Below are 15,926 nucleotides of genomic sequence, written 5' to 3' on the forward strand. Positions count from 1 at the left end.
AATTCATCGGCGCTGACGTGGCACTTGGCTTGGCATGCAGGTGATACGAGAGGCGGCGCTGGGTTCGCGCCGCTGGGGCCGGGCCGCCGGTGAGGCCGCCCGGCGGGCATGGGCCGAGCCGGGACGTGAGCGGGATCTGGTGATGCAGTCCTGCAAGGCGGCGCTGGCGGCGTGCATCGCGTGGGCGGTGGCCGGCTGGTGGCTGAAGGCGCCGATGGCGTTCGTCGCGCCATGGGTGGCGATCGTGCTGGTGGAGTCGACGGTGTACCGGTCGATCGCGCACGGTCTGCAACAGCTGGCGGCCATCGCCACCGGAACGGTGGTGGCCACCGGCGTCGCGCTGCTGCTGGACTCCCCGTCGGTGGCGATGGCCCTGGTGCTGCCGGCCGTCGTGCTGCTGGGCAGCTGGCAGCGCCTGGGCAGCCAGGGTGTCTACGCGGCCACCGGCGCCCTGTTCGTCCTGACCATGGGCCCGATCAGCGTCACGGCCTCGGCCGCCCGGATCGCGGAGGCCGTGTTCGGCGCGGTGGTCGGCATCGCCGTCAACGGGCTGATCCGGCCCCCGGTCTACCTGCGCAGCACCCGCGCCGCACTGGAGGACGCGGCCGACGAGGCGCAGGAGATCCTGGAGAAGGTGGCCGACGGGCTGGCCGCCGACGAGTGGGACGCCCACACCGCCGACGCCCTGCACGAACGCGCGCTGCGGCTGTGCCGACTGGTGGACCAGGCCCGGGCCGCGGTCGGCTGGAGCCGGGAGAGCCTGCGCGTCAACCCCCGCCGCCGCAGCCGCGTCGGCTCGCCTCCCGGCCAGGACTACGACGACGCCGTCACCGTCCTCGACTACGTGGCCGTCCACACCGCGGGCGTCACGCGGGCCGTGCTGGAGGCCAGCGACGACGACCGGGCGGGACTACGGCCGAGCCGGCACGTCGGCAAGTCGTACGCCGAGTTCCTGCACAACAGCGCCCGCGCCATCGGGCTCTACACCCGCAGCAGGTTCGCCCCGGGAGGGCAGGACCGCGGGGCCGACGAGGAGCTGCACGACGTGGTCGACGGCATGGTCCGGGCCTTGGACGACCTGCGGCGACAGCTGCCCCGCGCGATATCCGACGACCCCGACGCCCTGGCCACCTACGGCACGATCCTCACCCAGGCCCGCCGCCTGGCCGACCAGCTGGGCCGGCGCTGATCGCCCCCGGCCGCGTGCCCTTGGCAGCGGACCCGCGACCCTAGAGGGCGGTCATCGGGGCGCTGATCACGTGTCCGCGTCGGCGTGTCCGTGGGCCCGCTCGCGCCGGGTCGGTCGTGTCCGGGTCGGTCGTGTCCGGGTCGGCGTGTCCGTGGCCGCTCGCCGGTGGGGCGCACGCTCCCGGGCCCGCCCCTCGCCGGTCGCACGCTCCCGAGCCCGCCCCTGCGCTGGTCACCACGCTCCCGGGCCCGCCCCTCACCGGTCCCGCCTCCCGAGCCTTCCCCCTCCCGCCCGCGTTTCGCCGGGTGGTGGCCGCGGCACTCGGGGAGTCCACGAGCGTGCCCCGTGCCGAGCTGACCATCGCTGAAGGACTGGCGTACCGGGACTCCCGGCCGGCAGCCGGGCGGAACAGAAGGTGGTCGATGACGACGATCGGCGTGGAAGAGGGCTACCTGCTGCTCGACCCGGTCACGGGCCTGCCCGTGCCCCAGGCCGACAAGGTGCGCGCCGCGGCCGGTGTGGGGCGTCTCGTGGCCGACCGGGAGGTGCACCACGAGCTGCTCCAGGCCCAGATCGAGGTGGCCGCACCGGCGTGCGACACCCTCGAGGAGGTCGCGGGTCATCTGCTGCGGCTGCGGCACGCCGTCGGCGTGGCCGCCGAGGAGCACGGCTCCCGGCTCGCGGCCGGCGGGACGTCACCCCTGCGACACGGGCGCCCCGTGGCCGTCACCGACGAGGCCCGCTACCGGGCCATGGTCGCGCAGGCACCGCAGCTGGTGGCGGAGCAGCTGGTCAACGGCATGCACGTGCACATCGCCGTCCCCGACCGGGAGGCGGGGGTGCAGGCCCTGAACCGCATCCGGGTCTGGCTGCCGACGCTCACCGCCATGTCCGCGAACTCCCCGCTGTGGGACGGCCACGACACCGGCTTCGCGAGCTGGCGCACGGTGGTCTTCAGCCGGTGGCCGGTCAGCGGCATGCCGCCGACCTTCCGGGACGCCGACGACTACGACGAGCGCGTGCAGGGGCTGATGGACGCCGGTCTGATCGCCGACACCGGTCAGCTGTACTGGCAGGCCCGCCTGTCGGCCGGTGCACCCGCCGTCGAGGTGCGCTGCATGGACGTACAGCTCGGCGTGGACGAGGCGGTCATGCTCGCCGGAAGCGCCCGGGCCCTGGTGGACACCGCCCTCGCGCAGTCGCGGGCCGGGGTGCCCGCGCCCGACCGCGCCCCGGAGCTGCTGCAGGCCACCATGTGGCATGCCGCCCGTCATGGCCTCGGCGACACCCTGGTCGACCCCGGGGGTGCGCTCCAGCGGGCCGGTGACGTGCTGTACGAGTTCCTGCGGCACGTCGGTCCCGCTCTGGACGCGTCGGGGGACACCCGCCAGGTCACGTCCTTGATCCACCGGCTGCTCCAGCACGGCACGGGCGCCGACCGGCAGCGGGCCGCCCTCGCCGCAGGGGGCCTGCGGGCGGTGACGGACCTGATCGGCGTCCAGAGCACGATGCCGTGACGGGGATTATTCTGCTCAGATGAGTACCTTATGTCTCATATGCGCAGTGCAGGGTTACCTTTCCGAAGGCTGGGAACTCAGGGCACACAACATCCCGACCCCTCCGCCCAGGACCGGGTCGTCCCCACCCCGCGGCCGGCGTTCGGGCCCCTAGGAGTGAACGTGAGCATGCGTATCGGAGTGGAGGAGGAGTTCCACATCCTCGAGGTGGAGAGCGGTCTGCTCGTACCACGGGCCGACGCGATCCTGCGGCGGGTTCCCAGCCGGAGCTTCCAGACCGAACTGCATCAGTGCACGGTGGAGTCCAACAGCGCCGTGCACACGTCCCTGCGCGACCTGTACGACGACCTCACCGGCACGCGCCGCCGGCTCGACGCGGCGGCCTCCTCCCTGGGACTGGCCGCGGTGGCCGCCGGTACCGCACCCCTGGCCCCCGCCGCGGCGGCGAACCTCACCGCGGACCCCCGCTACCGCCACATGGCCGACGAATACCGCAAGGTCGCCGACGAGCAGCTCATCTGCGGCGCCCAGGTCCATGTCGACGTCCCCGACCGCGACACCGCCGTACGCGCCATGTGCGAGGTCTCGCCTTGGCTGCCCGTCCTCCTGGCCCTCTCCGCCAGCTCCCCGTTCTGGCAGGGCGCCGACACGGGATACGCGAGCTGGCGCACCATGCTGTGGCAGCGCTGGCCCACCGCGGGCCCGGTCGGCTGCTACTCCGGCGCGGCCGAGTACGACGCGGCGGTCGACGACTTCGTACAGTCCGGCGTCATCAGCGACCCGGGAATGATCTACTACGACGTCCGTCCGTCGGCCCATCTGCCGACGCTGGAGCTGCGGACGTGCGACGCCTGTCCGCGCCCCGAGACCGTCGTCCTCATCGCCGGACTCTTCCGCGCCCTGGTGGCCGAGGCACTCGAACGGCTGCACAGGGGAGAAACCCCGGCCTGCGGCGGCCGGCACGAGTGGCTGCGCGGCGCGTCCTGGCGTGCCGCCCGGTCGGGGCTGGAGGGCACGCTCGTCGACCCCGAGACCCGTCGGGAGGCCCCCGCGCCCCGGGTCGTGCGCAGGATGCTCCTCCGGCTGCGGCCCGCGCTGAAGGCCCAGGGAGACTGGCGGACCGTCCGGACGCTGGCCGAGGCGGCCCTCGCGGACGGCAGCGCCGCCCATCGCATGCGCCGCACGGCACGGCGGGAGGACCTGCTGGGCTGCGTCGACATGCTGATCGCCGAGACCCGCGGCGAACGCGCGGACCGCAAGGCCGTGTCCTTCGAGCGCAGGAGTGCCCCCGCCGTCGTCGCGGACGGTTCCCCCAGCTTCGCCGACCCCCGGTCGGCGGTCGGCGCACTGCGCCGACACGGACAGTCGCCGCCGCCCTGAGTGGCGCAACCGTGCGAGGAAGGGTTTTGTCACCAGAAAGGATTTCGTGATGTCTCGCACCACCGCCCAGGCCCCGACCGGCGGCCGTGCCCCGACGCTCGTGTCCCCGCACGTCGTCGTCGACCCCCAGAAAGGAGGCGGGACGTCATGTGCGGTCTGAGCGGCGAAATCCGCTTCGACGGACGGCCGGCCGACCCGACAGCCGTCGCACGCATGACCGACCGGCTTACCCCCCGAGGACCCGACGGACACGGCACCTGGGCCCGCGGACCGGTCGCGCTGGGACACCGACGGCTGAAGATCATCGACCTCTCGGACCGGGGTGCCCAGCCCATGACCGATGCGCGGGCAGAGGTCACCGGCGTCTTCAACGGCTGCGTCTACAACCACGCCGAACTGCGCGAGGAACTGCGCCGCCTCGGACACCGCTTCCGGTCGACCTCGGACACCGAGGTGGTGCTCAAGGCCTACCAGCAGTGGGGCACCGCCTGCGTCGAGCACTTCCGCGGCATGTTCGCCTTCGCGATCGTCGAGCACCGCACCGGCCGCGTCGTCCTCGCCCGGGACCGGCTCGGCATCAAGCCCCTGTACCTGGCGCGGACCCCGGGCCGGTTGCGGTTCGCCTCCACCCTGCCCGCGCTCCTCGCCGCCGGAGACGTGGACACCTCCCTCGACCCGGCCGCTCTCCACCACTACCTGAGCTGGCACGCCACCGTCCCGGCGCCGCACACCGTCCTCAACGGGGTGCGAAAGCTCCCGCCGGCCACCGTGCGGATCGTCGAACCGGACGGCACCCACCGGGACCACCGCTACTGGCAGCCGTCCTACACGCGCCGGGCAGAATTCGCCGGCATGGGCGCCGACGAGTGGCGGGACGCGGTGCTGGAGGCACTGCGCGTCGCCGTGCGCCGCAGAATGGTGTCCGACGTCCAGGTCGGAGTCCTGCTCTCGGGCGGCCTCGACTCCAGCCTGATCGTCGCACTGCTGGCCGACGAGGGGCAGCGCGACCTGATGACGTTCAGCGTCGGCTTCGAGACGGAGGGCGGCGAGAAGGGCGACGAGTTCCGGTACTCGGATCTGGTCGCCCGGGAGTTCGGGACCGACCACCGGCAGCTGATGGTGCCCTCCGACCGGGTGTCGACGGCTCTGGACGCGGCGGTCGAGGCGATGAGCGAGCCGATGATCAGCCATGACGTGGTCGCCTTCCACCTGCTGTCCGAGCAGGTGTCCAAGGAGGTGAAGGTCGTACAGAGCGGGCAGGGCGCCGACGAGGTCTTCGCCGGCTACCACTGGTATCCGCGGCTCGCGGAGGTCGCCCGCGAGGACGAGCCGGAGCGGTACGCCGACACGTACTTCGACCGGTCCCACGGCGACCTCTCCCGCATCCTGCGCCCGGACCTGCTGCCCGCCGAGGACGTCTCGACCCGCTTCGTCCATGAGCACATGGCGGCGCCGGGGGCGCAGACCGCGCTGGACGCGGCCCTGCGGCTGGACACCCACGTCATGCTCGTGGACGACCCCGTCAAGCGCGTCGACAACATGACCATGGCCTGGGGGCTGGAAGCCCGGGTGCCCTTCCTCGACCACGAACTGGTGGAGCTGGCGGCGGCCTGCCCGCCGGAGCTCAAACTCGCCGACGACGGCAAGGGCGTGCTGAAGCAGGCGGGCCGCAAGCTCCTGCCCCGCGAGGTCGTCGACCGGCCCAAGGGCTACTTCCCGGTCCCGGCCATCCGGCACATGGCGGGCCCCGTCCTGGACCGGGTCCGGGCAGCGCTCGGGGCACCCGAGGCCCGGCGACGCGGTCTGTTCGAGCAGTCGTACGTGGCGGAGCTCCTCGCGGCTCCCGACGAGCACCGGACCAGGCGCGGTGCGAACGCCCTGTGGCAGATAGCTTTGCTGGAGATATGGCTGCAGACCCACGGAATCAAGTGACCGAAGACGGGGGTGTGCGGGCGGCACACCTCTCCTCGCCCCTGCTCGCTCGTCCCACGGCACTCGACATGACCCCCGTGCAGCCCCCGGACGGCCCGGCGGGGGACCGGTACGACGCTGCCCGCGCCGCCGCCCCGGTGCCGGTGCCGCTGCCCGAGGCAGGTGGTCCGCGCGATGCCGTGACCCGGCTGCGGGCACACGGCTGCTGGTATCCCTCGGCCAACCCCGAGGGCACCGAGGTGGCCTTCATCTGCGACCGCGGCGGCGTTCCCCAGCTCTGGGCGGGCTCCGTCGCCGGCGACGAGGTGCGGCTGCTCGACTCCTCACCCGATCCCGTCAAAGAGGTCTCCTGGTCACCGGACGGCCGCTGGATCGCGTACACCACCGCGCCGGGCGGCGGTGAGCACTCACGGGTGCTGTGCGTGCGGCCCGACGGAACCGGCCGGCGCATGCTGGCGGGCGCCGACCCGGCCAGCTCCGCCTATCTGGGGTGCTGGGCGCATGACGGCTCGTCCGTCGCCGTCACCGTCGCGCCACCGGCCACGCCCGCGTACGGGGGCTTCGCGGGGCGCGCGCCGACGGAGCCGGAGCCGGTCGACGGCCACGCCGTCGGGCTGCAACCGGCGGCCGACTGGACGGAGCGGGACGGCCACGCCACCCTCCTCGGCCCGGCGGCGTACGACGCGGCCCCGGCGGACGCCATGCCTTCGGGCGACCAGCCGCCGCCCTTCGACTCACAGGCCCTCGACTCACAGTTCCTCGATTCACAGTTTCTCGATTCACAGGCTGTGGCCTCACAGTCCCTCGACGCACCGGCCATGGACTTGTCGGACATCGGCTCACCGGCCATCGGCTCGCCCGACATCAACCTGCCCGACATCAGCACGCCCGACATCGACGCGCCGGACGTCAACGCCTCGGACGTCACGCCCTCGCCCATGCCACCGCCGCCACCGCCGGACCTCACATCGTCCGACGTCGCCCCCCCGGTGGCATCTTCAGCCCGGCGCGAAGGCGGCCTGTCGGTCTATCTGATCGACCCCGACGGCCTCGCTTCCCCCGTCCTGCTCACCACCGAGACGCACGCCGCCTCCCTGCGCGTGTGCGATCTCAGCCATGACGGCCGCCTCGCACTGCTGCGCCGGGGACCGCGTGGACGGCGGGAGGCCGTCGTCCGGCGTACCAGCGACTCGGAGATCACCTTCGCCATGCCGGTCGCCGACGGCGACCCCTGGATCGGCCGGTTCTCGCTCGACGGGCGGACGCTGTGGCTGCGCAGCAACGCCGACCGGGAGTTCGCGGCCCTCCTCGCGGTCGCTCTGGACACCGACGGCGAATCGCTCGGCGTGTCCACCGTCGCGGAACGCGAGGGCAGCGACCTCGAGCTGCTGCAGCTGGCGCACGACGGCCGTACGGCCGCGCTGGCGTGGAACGTGCAGGGCGCGAGCGAGTTCGAACTCGTCGAGACCTTCCCGGCCGGGCGGGTCCCGGACCGCATCGGCCCGCTGCGGCCCGTCCCCCTGTCCCACGAGGTCGTCACCCGCGTGACGGCCGCCGGGACCGGGCGCCTGCTGCTCGCGCTGTCCGGGTCACAGCGTCGGCCGGGCATCTGGTGGGCCCACGAAGGCGTGTCCACGCTGCGCACCCCGTGGTCCTCCCAGGACGAGGACGCCGTCCCGCCCGGCCGCCCACCGGTACGCCCCGTCCCGTTGCGTCTCACCGCGAGGGACGGCCTGCCCCTGAGCGGTTGGTACTACAGGGCCCCGGGGCGGGCGACGGACGAACCGGCACCCTGTGTGATCCACCTGCACGGCGGCCCCGAGGAACAGGAACGGCCGGTGTTCAATCCGCTCTACCACGAGCTGATCGGGCGCGGCCTCGACATCTTCGCCCCCGACGTCCGGGGCTCCCTGGGCCACGGCCGCTCGTTCGTCGACGCGGACCTCGGTGCGGGCCGCTTCGCGGCGTTCGACGACGTCGCCGACTGCGCGGCCCACGCGGTCGTGGCCGGGCCCGCCGATCCGACCCGGCTCGCGGTCATGGGACGTTCGTACGGCGGCTATCTGACCTTCGCCTCCGCCGTGTGGCATCCGGACCTGTTCCGGACCGGGGTCGCCGTCTGCGGCATGTCCGACTTTCTCACCTTCTTCGCCGGCACCGAGACCTGGATCGCGGAATCGGCGGCGCACAAGTACGGCCACCCGGAACGCGACCTCGAACTCCTGCGCTCCCTGTCGCCGATGAGCCGCATCGACGCACTGCGCGTCCCCGTGCTCGCCGTCCACGGCGAACACGACACCAATGTGCCGCCGGGGGAGTCCCAGCAGTTCGTGCGCGCGGCGCGGGAGCGGGGCATCGACGCCCATCTGCTGACCCTGCGGGACGAGGGCCACGACTTCCTGCGCGCGGACAGCCGACGCCTGTTCCGCCGATCCGCCGCCGACTGGCTGCAACGGCATCTGTACTAGGTGACGGAAGACGCTCCGGCAGCGGGCGCCGCACGTGTGCCGTGGCGACACGGTCCCGGACGACGGCGCGCTCGATGCCGCGTTCGCGGAGAGGGTGCGCCCTGACGGGCGCGGCCATCGGCGTCCCCTATCTGCTCGAACCGGCACCGAGGAATACCCGGCTCTGTCCTGTCTTGGCGTGAGGGAGGCAGAAGACGACGTGCCGGCGGGTCAGTCCTCGCCTCGCACGACGTTCCATTCGTCCCCCCGGCGCTTGGGGCCGTCGTCACCGTCGAAGGTCGCGCGCTCGCAGGTACGTATGCACTGCCCGTGCAGCCTGCGTGCGGTGGCCCAGCCCGTCTCGGGGCGTCGGACGGTGGTCGTCTGCTTGGTTTCCGCGTTCACGGCGGTCATCTTCCTTCTTCCTCAGGCCCCTGGGGCCGGTGCGAGTGGTCACCCGACACCGTGACCGGGTTTCCGCGGGCCGCCACGGGAAACTCCCCCGGCCCGTGGCGGCCCGCCCGGGGCTAGACGGCCAAGGTCACCGCCATGGCGATCAGTCCGATCGCGACCAGCGCCACCACCACCATGATCAGGGCCAGTGGCATCGGCCCCCACCCCTTGCGCAGCTCGTGCTGCGGATGGGAGATGGCGGACGTTCCGCCCGCTTCCGCGGGCGGGGTCTCGCCGGGTGGCACCCCGCTTCCGGGTTCGAGTCCTGGCGTTCGTGACGGCTCGGGGTCAGGGGTTGTCATGGCGCTCCTCCTCTCGGTTTCCGGGCCGTTTCAGCGGTTGGGCCGGGCGGAGCTGATGTCGCCGAGTGCCGAGTCCGGGTCACGCTCGATGGCGAGGTCTCCGATGGAGACGATGCCCACCGGGTGACTCTCCCGGTCGACGACCGGAACACGCCGGACGGAGTGCTCGCGCATCATCCGCACGGCGACGATCAGGTCGTCGTCGGGCCCGACCGTGACGAGGTCCTCGCTGCACGCCTGCACCACGGTCGTACGGTCCGGGTCGCCGCCCTCCGCCATCGCGCGGATCACCAGATCACGGTCGCTGACCAGCCCGCGCAGCCGATCGCCCTCGGTGACCAGGACGGCACCGATGTCGTCGTCGCGCATCATCCGGGCCACCGCCTGCACCGAGGTGTGCGGTTCGACGGTCGTCGGGTCGGTCGTCATGACGTCGCGGACATGCTGAGTCATGGGAACGTCCCTCCGTGGACTTGAGGCGGTGCTGTTCACCGCCGTGCAGCGGCCGAGTACCCGCAGGCGACCGTGGCTCTCACGCCCATGCCGAGGGGTCTTGCGCGCGACCTCTTCGCCGCGTCGCCCGTGAGGTCCGGCCCGCCGGAGCGTGGCACAGTGGCCGTATGTGCGGCCGCTATGCCTCCACCCGCAGCCCCGAGGACCTGGCGCAGCTGTTCCGGGTGTCCGACTGGCAGCCCGAGGAGACCCTCGCGCCGAGCTGGAACGTGGCGCCGACGGACGAGGTGTACGCCGTCCTGGAGCGCACACCGCGCGACGCCGGCGAGGACGAACCCGCGCGTCGTCGGCTGCGTCCGCTGAAGTGGGGACTCGTGCCCTCCTGGGCGAAGGACACCAAGATCGGCGCGCGGCTCATCAACGCGCGGGTGGAGACCGTGCACGAGAAGCCCGCCTTCCGCCGCGCGTTCGCCAAGCGCCGGTGTCTGCTGCCGGCCGACGGTTTCTACGAGTGGGACGAGGTCAAGGACCACAAGTCGGGCAAGGTGCGCAAGCAGCCGTACTTCATCCACCCGGAGGACGAGCAGGTGATGGCCCTCGCCGGGCTCTACGAGTACTGGCGTGATCCGCACGTCAAGGATGCCGACGACCCGGCCGCCTGGCTGATCACCTGCACGATCATCACCACCGAGGCCACAGACGCCGCCGGCCGCATCCACCCTCGCATGCCCCTCGCGCTCACCCCCGACCACTACGACGCCTGGCTCGACCCCCGCCACCAGGACACCGACGATCTGCGCGAGCTGCTCGCCCCGCCGGCCGGCGGCCATCTGGACGCGCGGCCCGTTTCGCCCGCCGTCAACAGCGTCCGCAACAACGGCCCGCAGTTGCTGGACGAGATCCCCGCGCCCTGAAAGGGAAGGCCCGCGCCGACGCCGGGTGTGCCGGCGGCGGTAGCCGAGGGAGCCTGACGTGATGACATGAAGACATGAATGAGTCTTCATTCATTCCTGTATCGTGCGGGCATGTCCTCCACGCTCACCAGGCCGCCGGCCGGCCGTGCCGCGCCCGTACGTCCCGGGACCGCACCCCGCAGGCGCACCCGGCTCCTCGCGCTGCCGGAAGTCCGCTGGGCCGCCGCGGCCACCACGCTGTTCCTCCTCGCGCTGCCCCTGCAACTCGCCGGAGCACCCGCCTGGAGCTGGGGCCCGATGTACGCGCTGTGCTACGCCACGGGTGGCTGGGAACCGGGCTGGGCAGGGCTCAAGGCGCTCAAGGGCAAGACCCTCGACGTCGATCTGCTGATGGTCGTCGCCGCGCTCGGCGCCGCCTCCATCGGGCAGGTGATGGACGGCGCCCTGCTGATCGTCATCTTCGCCACCTCCGGCGCCCTGGAGGCGCTCGCCACCGCCCGCACCGCCGACTCGGTGCGCGGCCTGCTCGACCTGGCCCCCGCCACCGCCACCAGGATCGCCCCCGGCGGAACCGAACAGGCCGTTTCCGTCGAGGAGTTCGAGATCGGGGACACCGTCCTCGTACGCCCCGGAGAACGCCTCGGAGCCGACGGCCGGGTGCTGGACGGAAGCAGCGAGGTGGACCAGGCGAGCATCACCGGAGAACCGCTGCCCGCCGCGAAGCAGCCCGGCGACGAGGTGTTCGCCGGCACCCTCAACGGCACCGGCGCGCTGCGCGTGCGGGTGACGCGCGACGCCTCCGACTCCGTGATCGCCCGGATCGTACGCCTGGTGGAGGAGGCTTCCGAGACCAAGGCACCCACCCAGCTGTTCATCGAGAAGGTCGAACAGCGTTACTCCCTCGGCATGGTCGCCGCGACCCTCGCGGTGTTCGGTGTGCCCCTCGCGTTCGGCGAGGAGTTCTCCGCGGCCCTGCTGCGCGCCATGACCTTCATGATCGTGGCGTCACCGTGCGCGGTGGTCCTGGCCACCATGCCGCCCCTGCTGTCGGCCATCGCCAACGCCGGACGGCACGGTGTGCTGGTGAAGTCCGCGGTGGTGATGGAACGCCTCGGCCAGATCGACGCCGTCGCGCTGGACAAGACGGGCACGCTCACCGAGGGCACGCCGCGCGTCACCGACGTGAGAGCGCTGCCCGGGCCCGGACCCGCTTCGGCCGAGGACGCGCTGCTGACACTCGCCGCGGGCGCCGAGCACGCCAGCGAACACCCGCTGGCCCGCGCGGTGGTGGCCGCGGCACACGAACGCCGGCTCGACCCGCCCCCCGCGCGGGACTTCTCCTCCGCGCCCGGCGTCGGTGTGAAAGCCGTCGTCGGCGGCCGTACGGTCGAGGTCGGCGCCCCGGCCCGGCTGCTCGGCCGGCTCGACGGCACCGAGGCCGAGGCGAGCCGAATCGCCGCACTGGCCGAGGAACTCGAACACTCCGGCCGTACCGCCGTGCTCGTGACCGTCGACGGCACCCCCGCCGGACTGCTCGGCATCGCGGACCGGCCACGCCCCGACGCCGCCGCGACCGTCGCCGCCCTCACGGCCCTCACCGGCTCCGCTCCGGTCCTGCTCACCGGCGACAACCCCCGGGCCGCCGCCCGGCTGGCCGCCGAGGCGGGCATCGAGGACGTGCGGGCCGGGCTGCTCCCGCAGGACAAGATGGCCGCCGTCAAGGAGCTGGAGGGCGCGGGCCGCAAGGTGCTGATGCTCGGGGACGGCGTCAACGACGCGCCCGCGCTGGCCGCCGCGCACATCGGCGTCGCCATGGGCCGGGCGGGCTCCGACCTGGCCCTGGAGACCGCCGACGCGGTGATCGTCCGCGACGAACTCGCCGCCGTCCCCACCACCGTGGCCCTGTCCCGCCGCGCCCGCCGACTGGTCGTGCAGAACCTCGTCATCGCCGGGGTGTTCATCCTCGGGCTCGTCACCTGGGACCTCGTCGGCACCCTGCCCCTGCCGCTCGGCGTCGCCGGCCACGAGGGCTCCACGGTCCTCGTCGGCCTGAACGGACTGCGCCTGCTGCGGGACGCGGCGTGGCGGCGGGCGGCGGCGGACGCGATGGACGGGACCGAGCGGTGACGGATGCGACCGGGCCGGGTCGGAGGCCGACCGGCTGACCCTCGCGGCCGGCGGCCCACCCGGGTGAGGTACCCCGAGCGGGCCGCCGGCCCTTGCCGGTCACTCACTTCGACTCGACTCGACGTCGAAGCCGGAGCCGAAGCCGACGTCGACTTCTTGCTCAGGCGCAGCGACCCGCCGGTCGCGCCCGCGTCACCACGTCCGTGCTGCCGGTCGTCGAGTCCAGCCACACCACCTGGCCACCCGCCACGGCCGCCGCCGACGACTGCTCACCGCGGTTGCAGGAGACCCGGCCCTTGCGGGTGCCGGGATCGCCGGGCGCGCCGGCCGCTGGGAACTGGTACAGCTTGGGCGCCGATTCATTGCTGATCGCGGCACCGACCGGATACGCGCCGACCGTCACCCTGTCCTCGGAGACCGTTACGTCGTAGGCGTTGAGCGCTTCGGGCCCGGTCTCCGGGCTGAGGTCCACCACGCCGGAACCGTCGAGCGCGGCACGGCGCAAGGTGGTCCCGCCGTCCGACCCGTCCTCGTCGAGCAGCCAGAAGACATGCGTGCCGTTGACGGCGGTCGGGCCGAGGCTCGTCCCGTCCGCAGCCGGCTGGATCAGCCTGTTCTCGCCGGTCGCGACATCGATGACCCGTGTGGTGACCGCGTACTCGGCGCGCACCCGCCGCCGCTCCTGGTAGGCGACCTTGCCGGCGCTCACCGACGGGGCCCACGCCCGGTAGTACGTGCCACCGCCGATGCTCTCCACCTTCGCCGGGTCCTTGATGCTCAGGTACGCCACCGCCCGGCGTCCGCCATAGGTCACGTAGTCGAAGGCCACGAGGTCACCGTCGATGTCCACCGAACTGCCGGGAGTCCTGCCGTGCCACAGCTTCTTCACCGGACCGCCGGCCAGCGGTCTGGCCAGCACGTCGACACCGTCGGCGCCGTACGCCTGCCACACCACCGTGCGGCCGTCGGTGGCCGGATTGACGTGATAGCGGCCGTCGTTGGGGCTCATCAGCCTGATCTGCCCCCTGCCGTCGGCACGCCCGGCCCACACCGAGTACGGCTCCGCGCCCGCCTCGTCGGACTTGGACGCCGCCCACCAGCCGCCGCCCGCACCGAGGTTCGTGCGGCTCGTGTTGATCCGGTCCAGCAGCCGCTCCGAGTCCACACCGAGCGCCGACTCCCAGCCGGGCACTATGCCGTGCGCGGTGAAGGCCCGGCGCAGTGCCTTGCGCCCGGCGGCCGGGACGGCGAGGTCCTCGGCCGCGGCCAGCACCGCGGCCCGGGCCTCGGTGAATCCGTCCAGCGGTGTGAGGTACTCGGTCAGCGCCCGGTACACGACCCGGTCGGTGACCTCTGCGCCCAGATCCTCCCGGGCGTCCCACAACGCGCCGCCGAATATGGTGGAGTTGAGGTGGACGCCCCCGTTGTCGGTCGCGAAACCGACGCCGAGGAACGACTTGGCCGTGGTCCGGCCGTCGCCCATATCGCGCAGCGCGCACTCCCGCGGGGCCTTGGTCCGGCAGAGCCGCTCGCCGAGGAGGCCCGAGTCCGGGTCCGTCACCGAGATGCCGTACGCCCGCGCCTCGATGGCATTGCCGAAGTAGTCGGCGACGGCCTCGTTCACTGCCCCGGACTGACCGGCGTAGACCAGGTTCGCGGAGTGCTCGATCACGCCGTGCGTCATCTCGTGGCCGACGACGTCGAGGGCCGCGGAGAGCGGACGGTACTCGGCGTCACCGTTGCCGTACACCATCTTCTGCCCGTCCCAGAAGGCATTGACGTACGGCTGCCCGTAGTTGGTCACGCCCACGAGGGAGTTCACCGTCATGCCGCGGCCGTCGAGGCTGTCGCGGCCGTGCTGGGTCCTGAAGTAGTCGTGGACCTGCGCGGCGGCCCAGTGCGCGTCCACGGCGCCCGAGTCGGTGGCCTCGGCGCCGAACACGGGGGTCGGGGAGCCGAACTCCTGGATGCCTTCCGGCCATTGTCCGGCCACGTCGGAGGCCCACTTGCCGCGCCCGTCCCAGGTCGACAGGGTGTGGTCCGCGGCCGTGCGGGAGCGGTCGCGCAGGACGTACAGGCCACGGCTGTCGTCGTGCTCGATGTCCAGGGGGACGGAGGTGCCGTCGAGCCGGACGCCGCTGCCCTTCTCGGCGAGCGCCTGCCGCGGCGCGCCCGTGTCCGGCGCGGGCCTTCCGGCCGGCGTGCGCGGCGCGCCGAACGTCTTGATACCGCTGTACTGAAGGACCGGATATCCGGCCCGGGCGTCGATGTAGACCTCGCGGCGCACCGGTTGGCCGCTCGCCGGGTCCGTGCCGTGCACGGTGACGTGCCGGGTGAGAACGCCCGCCCCGGTGGGCAGTACGACGAGGCCGCGCGCGGTGCCCGTCAGCGAGGGTTCCTCGGCGGCGCCCTCGAGCCGCTGTACCGCGGCGAAGTCGCGGTCACCGAGCTCGGTGAGCACCGCGGCCACGGCCCGCTCGACCGCGAGCTCCTCACCGACCTCGGGGGTCGTGGCGGTCGTCAGCTCGGTGAAGTACTTGCCCGAGGTGCCGGTGACGATCCTTCGCCCCTGCTCGCGCTCCATACGGACGACGTACTGCCCGCCCAGCACCGGGACACCGCGGTGCCGCTGCTGGAGCCGGACGGTCTGCCGCCCTTGGGCCGTGGTGGTCCCGGCCGGCACCAGATCGCGCCGGGCCTGCGGGATCCGGTAGCGGCCCTGCTCGCCGTCCAGGTAGGCACGGGCCGCGTTCGCCGCGCTGCCCGTGGCGGGGGCCTCTTCACGGATGCCCCGGACCAGGGACGGGGTCCGGGTCGCCCGCCCGGGGAGCACCTCGCCGGGGCTCGGCGCAGGCGAGGTGACTTCGTCCGCGGCCTGTCCCGCGGTCTGCCCGACGGTCGGCACGGCGGCGTCGGCGGGTGCCGCCGAGACGACGAGTGCGACGACGCTCAACAGCGCCGCCGCACCCGGTAAACCGCTCAGGCGTAATCCCCGGCCGCCTCGGCGGCTGCGGGTTCTGCCGGTGGATCGTCTGGAGTGACGCATGGTCTCCCAACCCCCCTCGATCGAGGTGCCGGTGGCATGGCGCCGCCCGGCCTCGGTCATCGAAGCGGCGAAGCGCCGTTCCATCAACGGGGCGCCCGGGCCCACAGGTGACTTCCGGCCGCGGCGCCGGAGCTCCTTGGACTGTTCGTACAGGCATTGGACGCGT

11 protein-coding genes are annotated in these 15,926 nt (G+C 72.9%); 7 read left to right on the forward strand and 4 right to left on the reverse strand.

Features of this window, described 5'->3' with window-relative positions:
* Window positions 1-34: 34 nt before the first annotated feature.
* The 5 genes from ACHBTE_RS19745 (at window position 35) to ACHBTE_RS19765 (ending at window position 8,486) form a co-directional block, all read left to right on the forward strand.
* A complete protein-coding gene (locus ACHBTE_RS19745; RefSeq protein ID WP_394725288.1) occupies window positions 35-1,189 on the forward strand; it encodes an aromatic acid exporter family protein in 1,155 nt (384 codons plus the stop codon).
* A gap of 422 nt (window positions 1,190-1,611) precedes the next feature.
* Window positions 1,612-2,706: a glutamate--cysteine ligase gene (locus tag ACHBTE_RS19750; protein WP_394725289.1), complete on the forward strand. Its 1,095-nt coding sequence runs from the start codon at window positions 1,612-1,614 to the stop codon at window positions 2,704-2,706.
* Window positions 2,707-2,874: 168 nt separating this feature from the next.
* Window positions 2,875-4,086, forward strand: a complete 1,212-nt coding sequence (locus ACHBTE_RS19755; protein ID WP_394725386.1) for a glutamate--cysteine ligase — start codon at window positions 2,875-2,877, stop codon at window positions 4,084-4,086.
* 147 nt (window positions 4,087-4,233) lie between these two features.
* Window positions 4,234-6,018: an N-acetylglutaminylglutamine amidotransferase gene (locus ACHBTE_RS19760; protein ID WP_394725290.1), complete on the forward strand. Its 1,785-nt coding sequence runs from the start codon at window positions 4,234-4,236 to the stop codon at window positions 6,016-6,018.
* A gap of 68 nt (window positions 6,019-6,086) precedes the next feature.
* Window positions 6,087-8,486, forward strand: a complete 2,400-nt coding sequence (locus tag ACHBTE_RS19765; RefSeq protein WP_394725387.1) for a S9 family peptidase — start codon at window positions 6,087-6,089, stop codon at window positions 8,484-8,486.
* 210 nt (window positions 8,487-8,696) lie between these two features.
* Here the strand turns inward: ACHBTE_RS19765 and ACHBTE_RS19770 are convergent, their stop codons facing one another.
* The 3 genes from ACHBTE_RS19770 to ACHBTE_RS19780 all read right to left on the reverse strand — a co-directional run bounded on the left by ACHBTE_RS19770 (window position 8,697) and on the right by ACHBTE_RS19780 (window position 9,673).
* On the reverse strand, window positions 8,697-8,879 hold the full coding sequence (locus ACHBTE_RS19770; RefSeq protein ID WP_394725291.1) for a hypothetical protein: 183 nt from the start codon (window positions 8,877-8,879) through the stop codon (window positions 8,697-8,699).
* A gap of 113 nt (window positions 8,880-8,992) precedes the next feature.
* Window positions 8,993-9,220 carry a DUF6480 family protein gene (locus tag ACHBTE_RS19775; protein WP_394725292.1) on the reverse strand — a complete coding sequence of 76 codons (228 nt, stop codon included), beginning with the start codon at window positions 9,218-9,220 and terminating at the stop codon, window positions 8,993-8,995.
* 30 nt (window positions 9,221-9,250) lie between these two features.
* Window positions 9,251-9,673 (reverse strand): CBS domain-containing protein, encoded by a 423-nt coding sequence (locus ACHBTE_RS19780; protein WP_394725293.1) that lies wholly within the window; start codon window positions 9,671-9,673, stop codon window positions 9,251-9,253.
* 167 nt (window positions 9,674-9,840) lie between these two features.
* On the opposite strand from ACHBTE_RS19780, the gene ACHBTE_RS19785 reads away from it, so the two are divergent.
* Window positions 9,841-10,587 carry an SOS response-associated peptidase gene (locus ACHBTE_RS19785; protein WP_394725294.1) on the forward strand — a complete coding sequence of 249 codons (747 nt, stop codon included), beginning with the start codon at window positions 9,841-9,843 and terminating at the stop codon, window positions 10,585-10,587.
* A 111-nt stretch (window positions 10,588-10,698) separates the two neighbouring features.
* Window positions 10,699-12,714, forward strand: coding sequence for a heavy metal translocating P-type ATPase (locus tag ACHBTE_RS19790; RefSeq protein WP_394725295.1), 2,016 nt, complete (start codon window positions 10,699-10,701; stop codon window positions 12,712-12,714).
* 160 nt (window positions 12,715-12,874) lie between these two features.
* Here the strand turns inward: ACHBTE_RS19790 and ACHBTE_RS19795 are convergent, their stop codons facing one another.
* Window positions 12,875-15,760 carry a M4 family metallopeptidase gene (locus tag ACHBTE_RS19795; RefSeq protein ID WP_394725388.1) on the reverse strand — a complete coding sequence of 962 codons (2,886 nt, stop codon included), beginning with the start codon at window positions 15,758-15,760 and terminating at the stop codon, window positions 12,875-12,877.
* Between the last annotated feature and the right edge of the window lie 166 nt (window positions 15,761-15,926).

The sequence above is a fragment of the Streptomyces sp. M41 genome, from assembly GCF_043673425.1.
GTDB lineage: Bacteria > Actinomycetota > Actinomycetes > Streptomycetales > Streptomycetaceae > Streptomyces.

What these genes read in the sequence shown, in the direction of transcription:
- ACHBTE_RS19745 (WP_394725288.1), top strand. Translation starts at nt 35, where the DNA reads ATGCAGGTGATACGAGAGGCGGCGCTGGGTTCGCGCCGCTGGGGCCGG.
- ACHBTE_RS19750 (WP_394725289.1), top strand. Translation starts at nt 1,612, where the DNA reads ATGACGACGATCGGCGTGGAAGAGGGCTACCTGCTGCTCGACCCGGTC.
- ACHBTE_RS19755 (WP_394725386.1), top strand. Translation starts at nt 2,875, where the DNA reads ATGCGTATCGGAGTGGAGGAGGAGTTCCACATCCTCGAGGTGGAGAGC.
- ACHBTE_RS19760 (WP_394725290.1), top strand. Translation starts at nt 4,234, where the DNA reads ATGTGCGGTCTGAGCGGCGAAATCCGCTTCGACGGACGGCCGGCCGAC.
- ACHBTE_RS19765 (WP_394725387.1), top strand. Translation starts at nt 6,087, where the DNA reads ATGACCCCCGTGCAGCCCCCGGACGGCCCGGCGGGGGACCGGTACGAC.
- ACHBTE_RS19770 (WP_394725291.1), bottom strand. Translation starts at nt 8,879, where the DNA reads ATGACCGCCGTGAACGCGGAAACCAAGCAGACGACCACCGTCCGACGC.
- ACHBTE_RS19775 (WP_394725292.1), bottom strand. Translation starts at nt 9,220, where the DNA reads ATGACAACCCCTGACCCCGAGCCGTCACGAACGCCAGGACTCGAACCC.
- ACHBTE_RS19780 (WP_394725293.1), bottom strand. Translation starts at nt 9,673, where the DNA reads ATGACTCAGCATGTCCGCGACGTCATGACGACCGACCCGACGACCGTC.
- ACHBTE_RS19785 (WP_394725294.1), top strand. Translation starts at nt 9,841, where the DNA reads ATGTGCGGCCGCTATGCCTCCACCCGCAGCCCCGAGGACCTGGCGCAG.
- ACHBTE_RS19790 (WP_394725295.1), top strand. Translation starts at nt 10,699, where the DNA reads ATGTCCTCCACGCTCACCAGGCCGCCGGCCGGCCGTGCCGCGCCCGTA.
- ACHBTE_RS19795 (WP_394725388.1), bottom strand. Translation starts at nt 15,760, where the DNA reads ATGCGTCACTCCAGACGATCCACCGGCAGAACCCGCAGCCGCCGAGGC.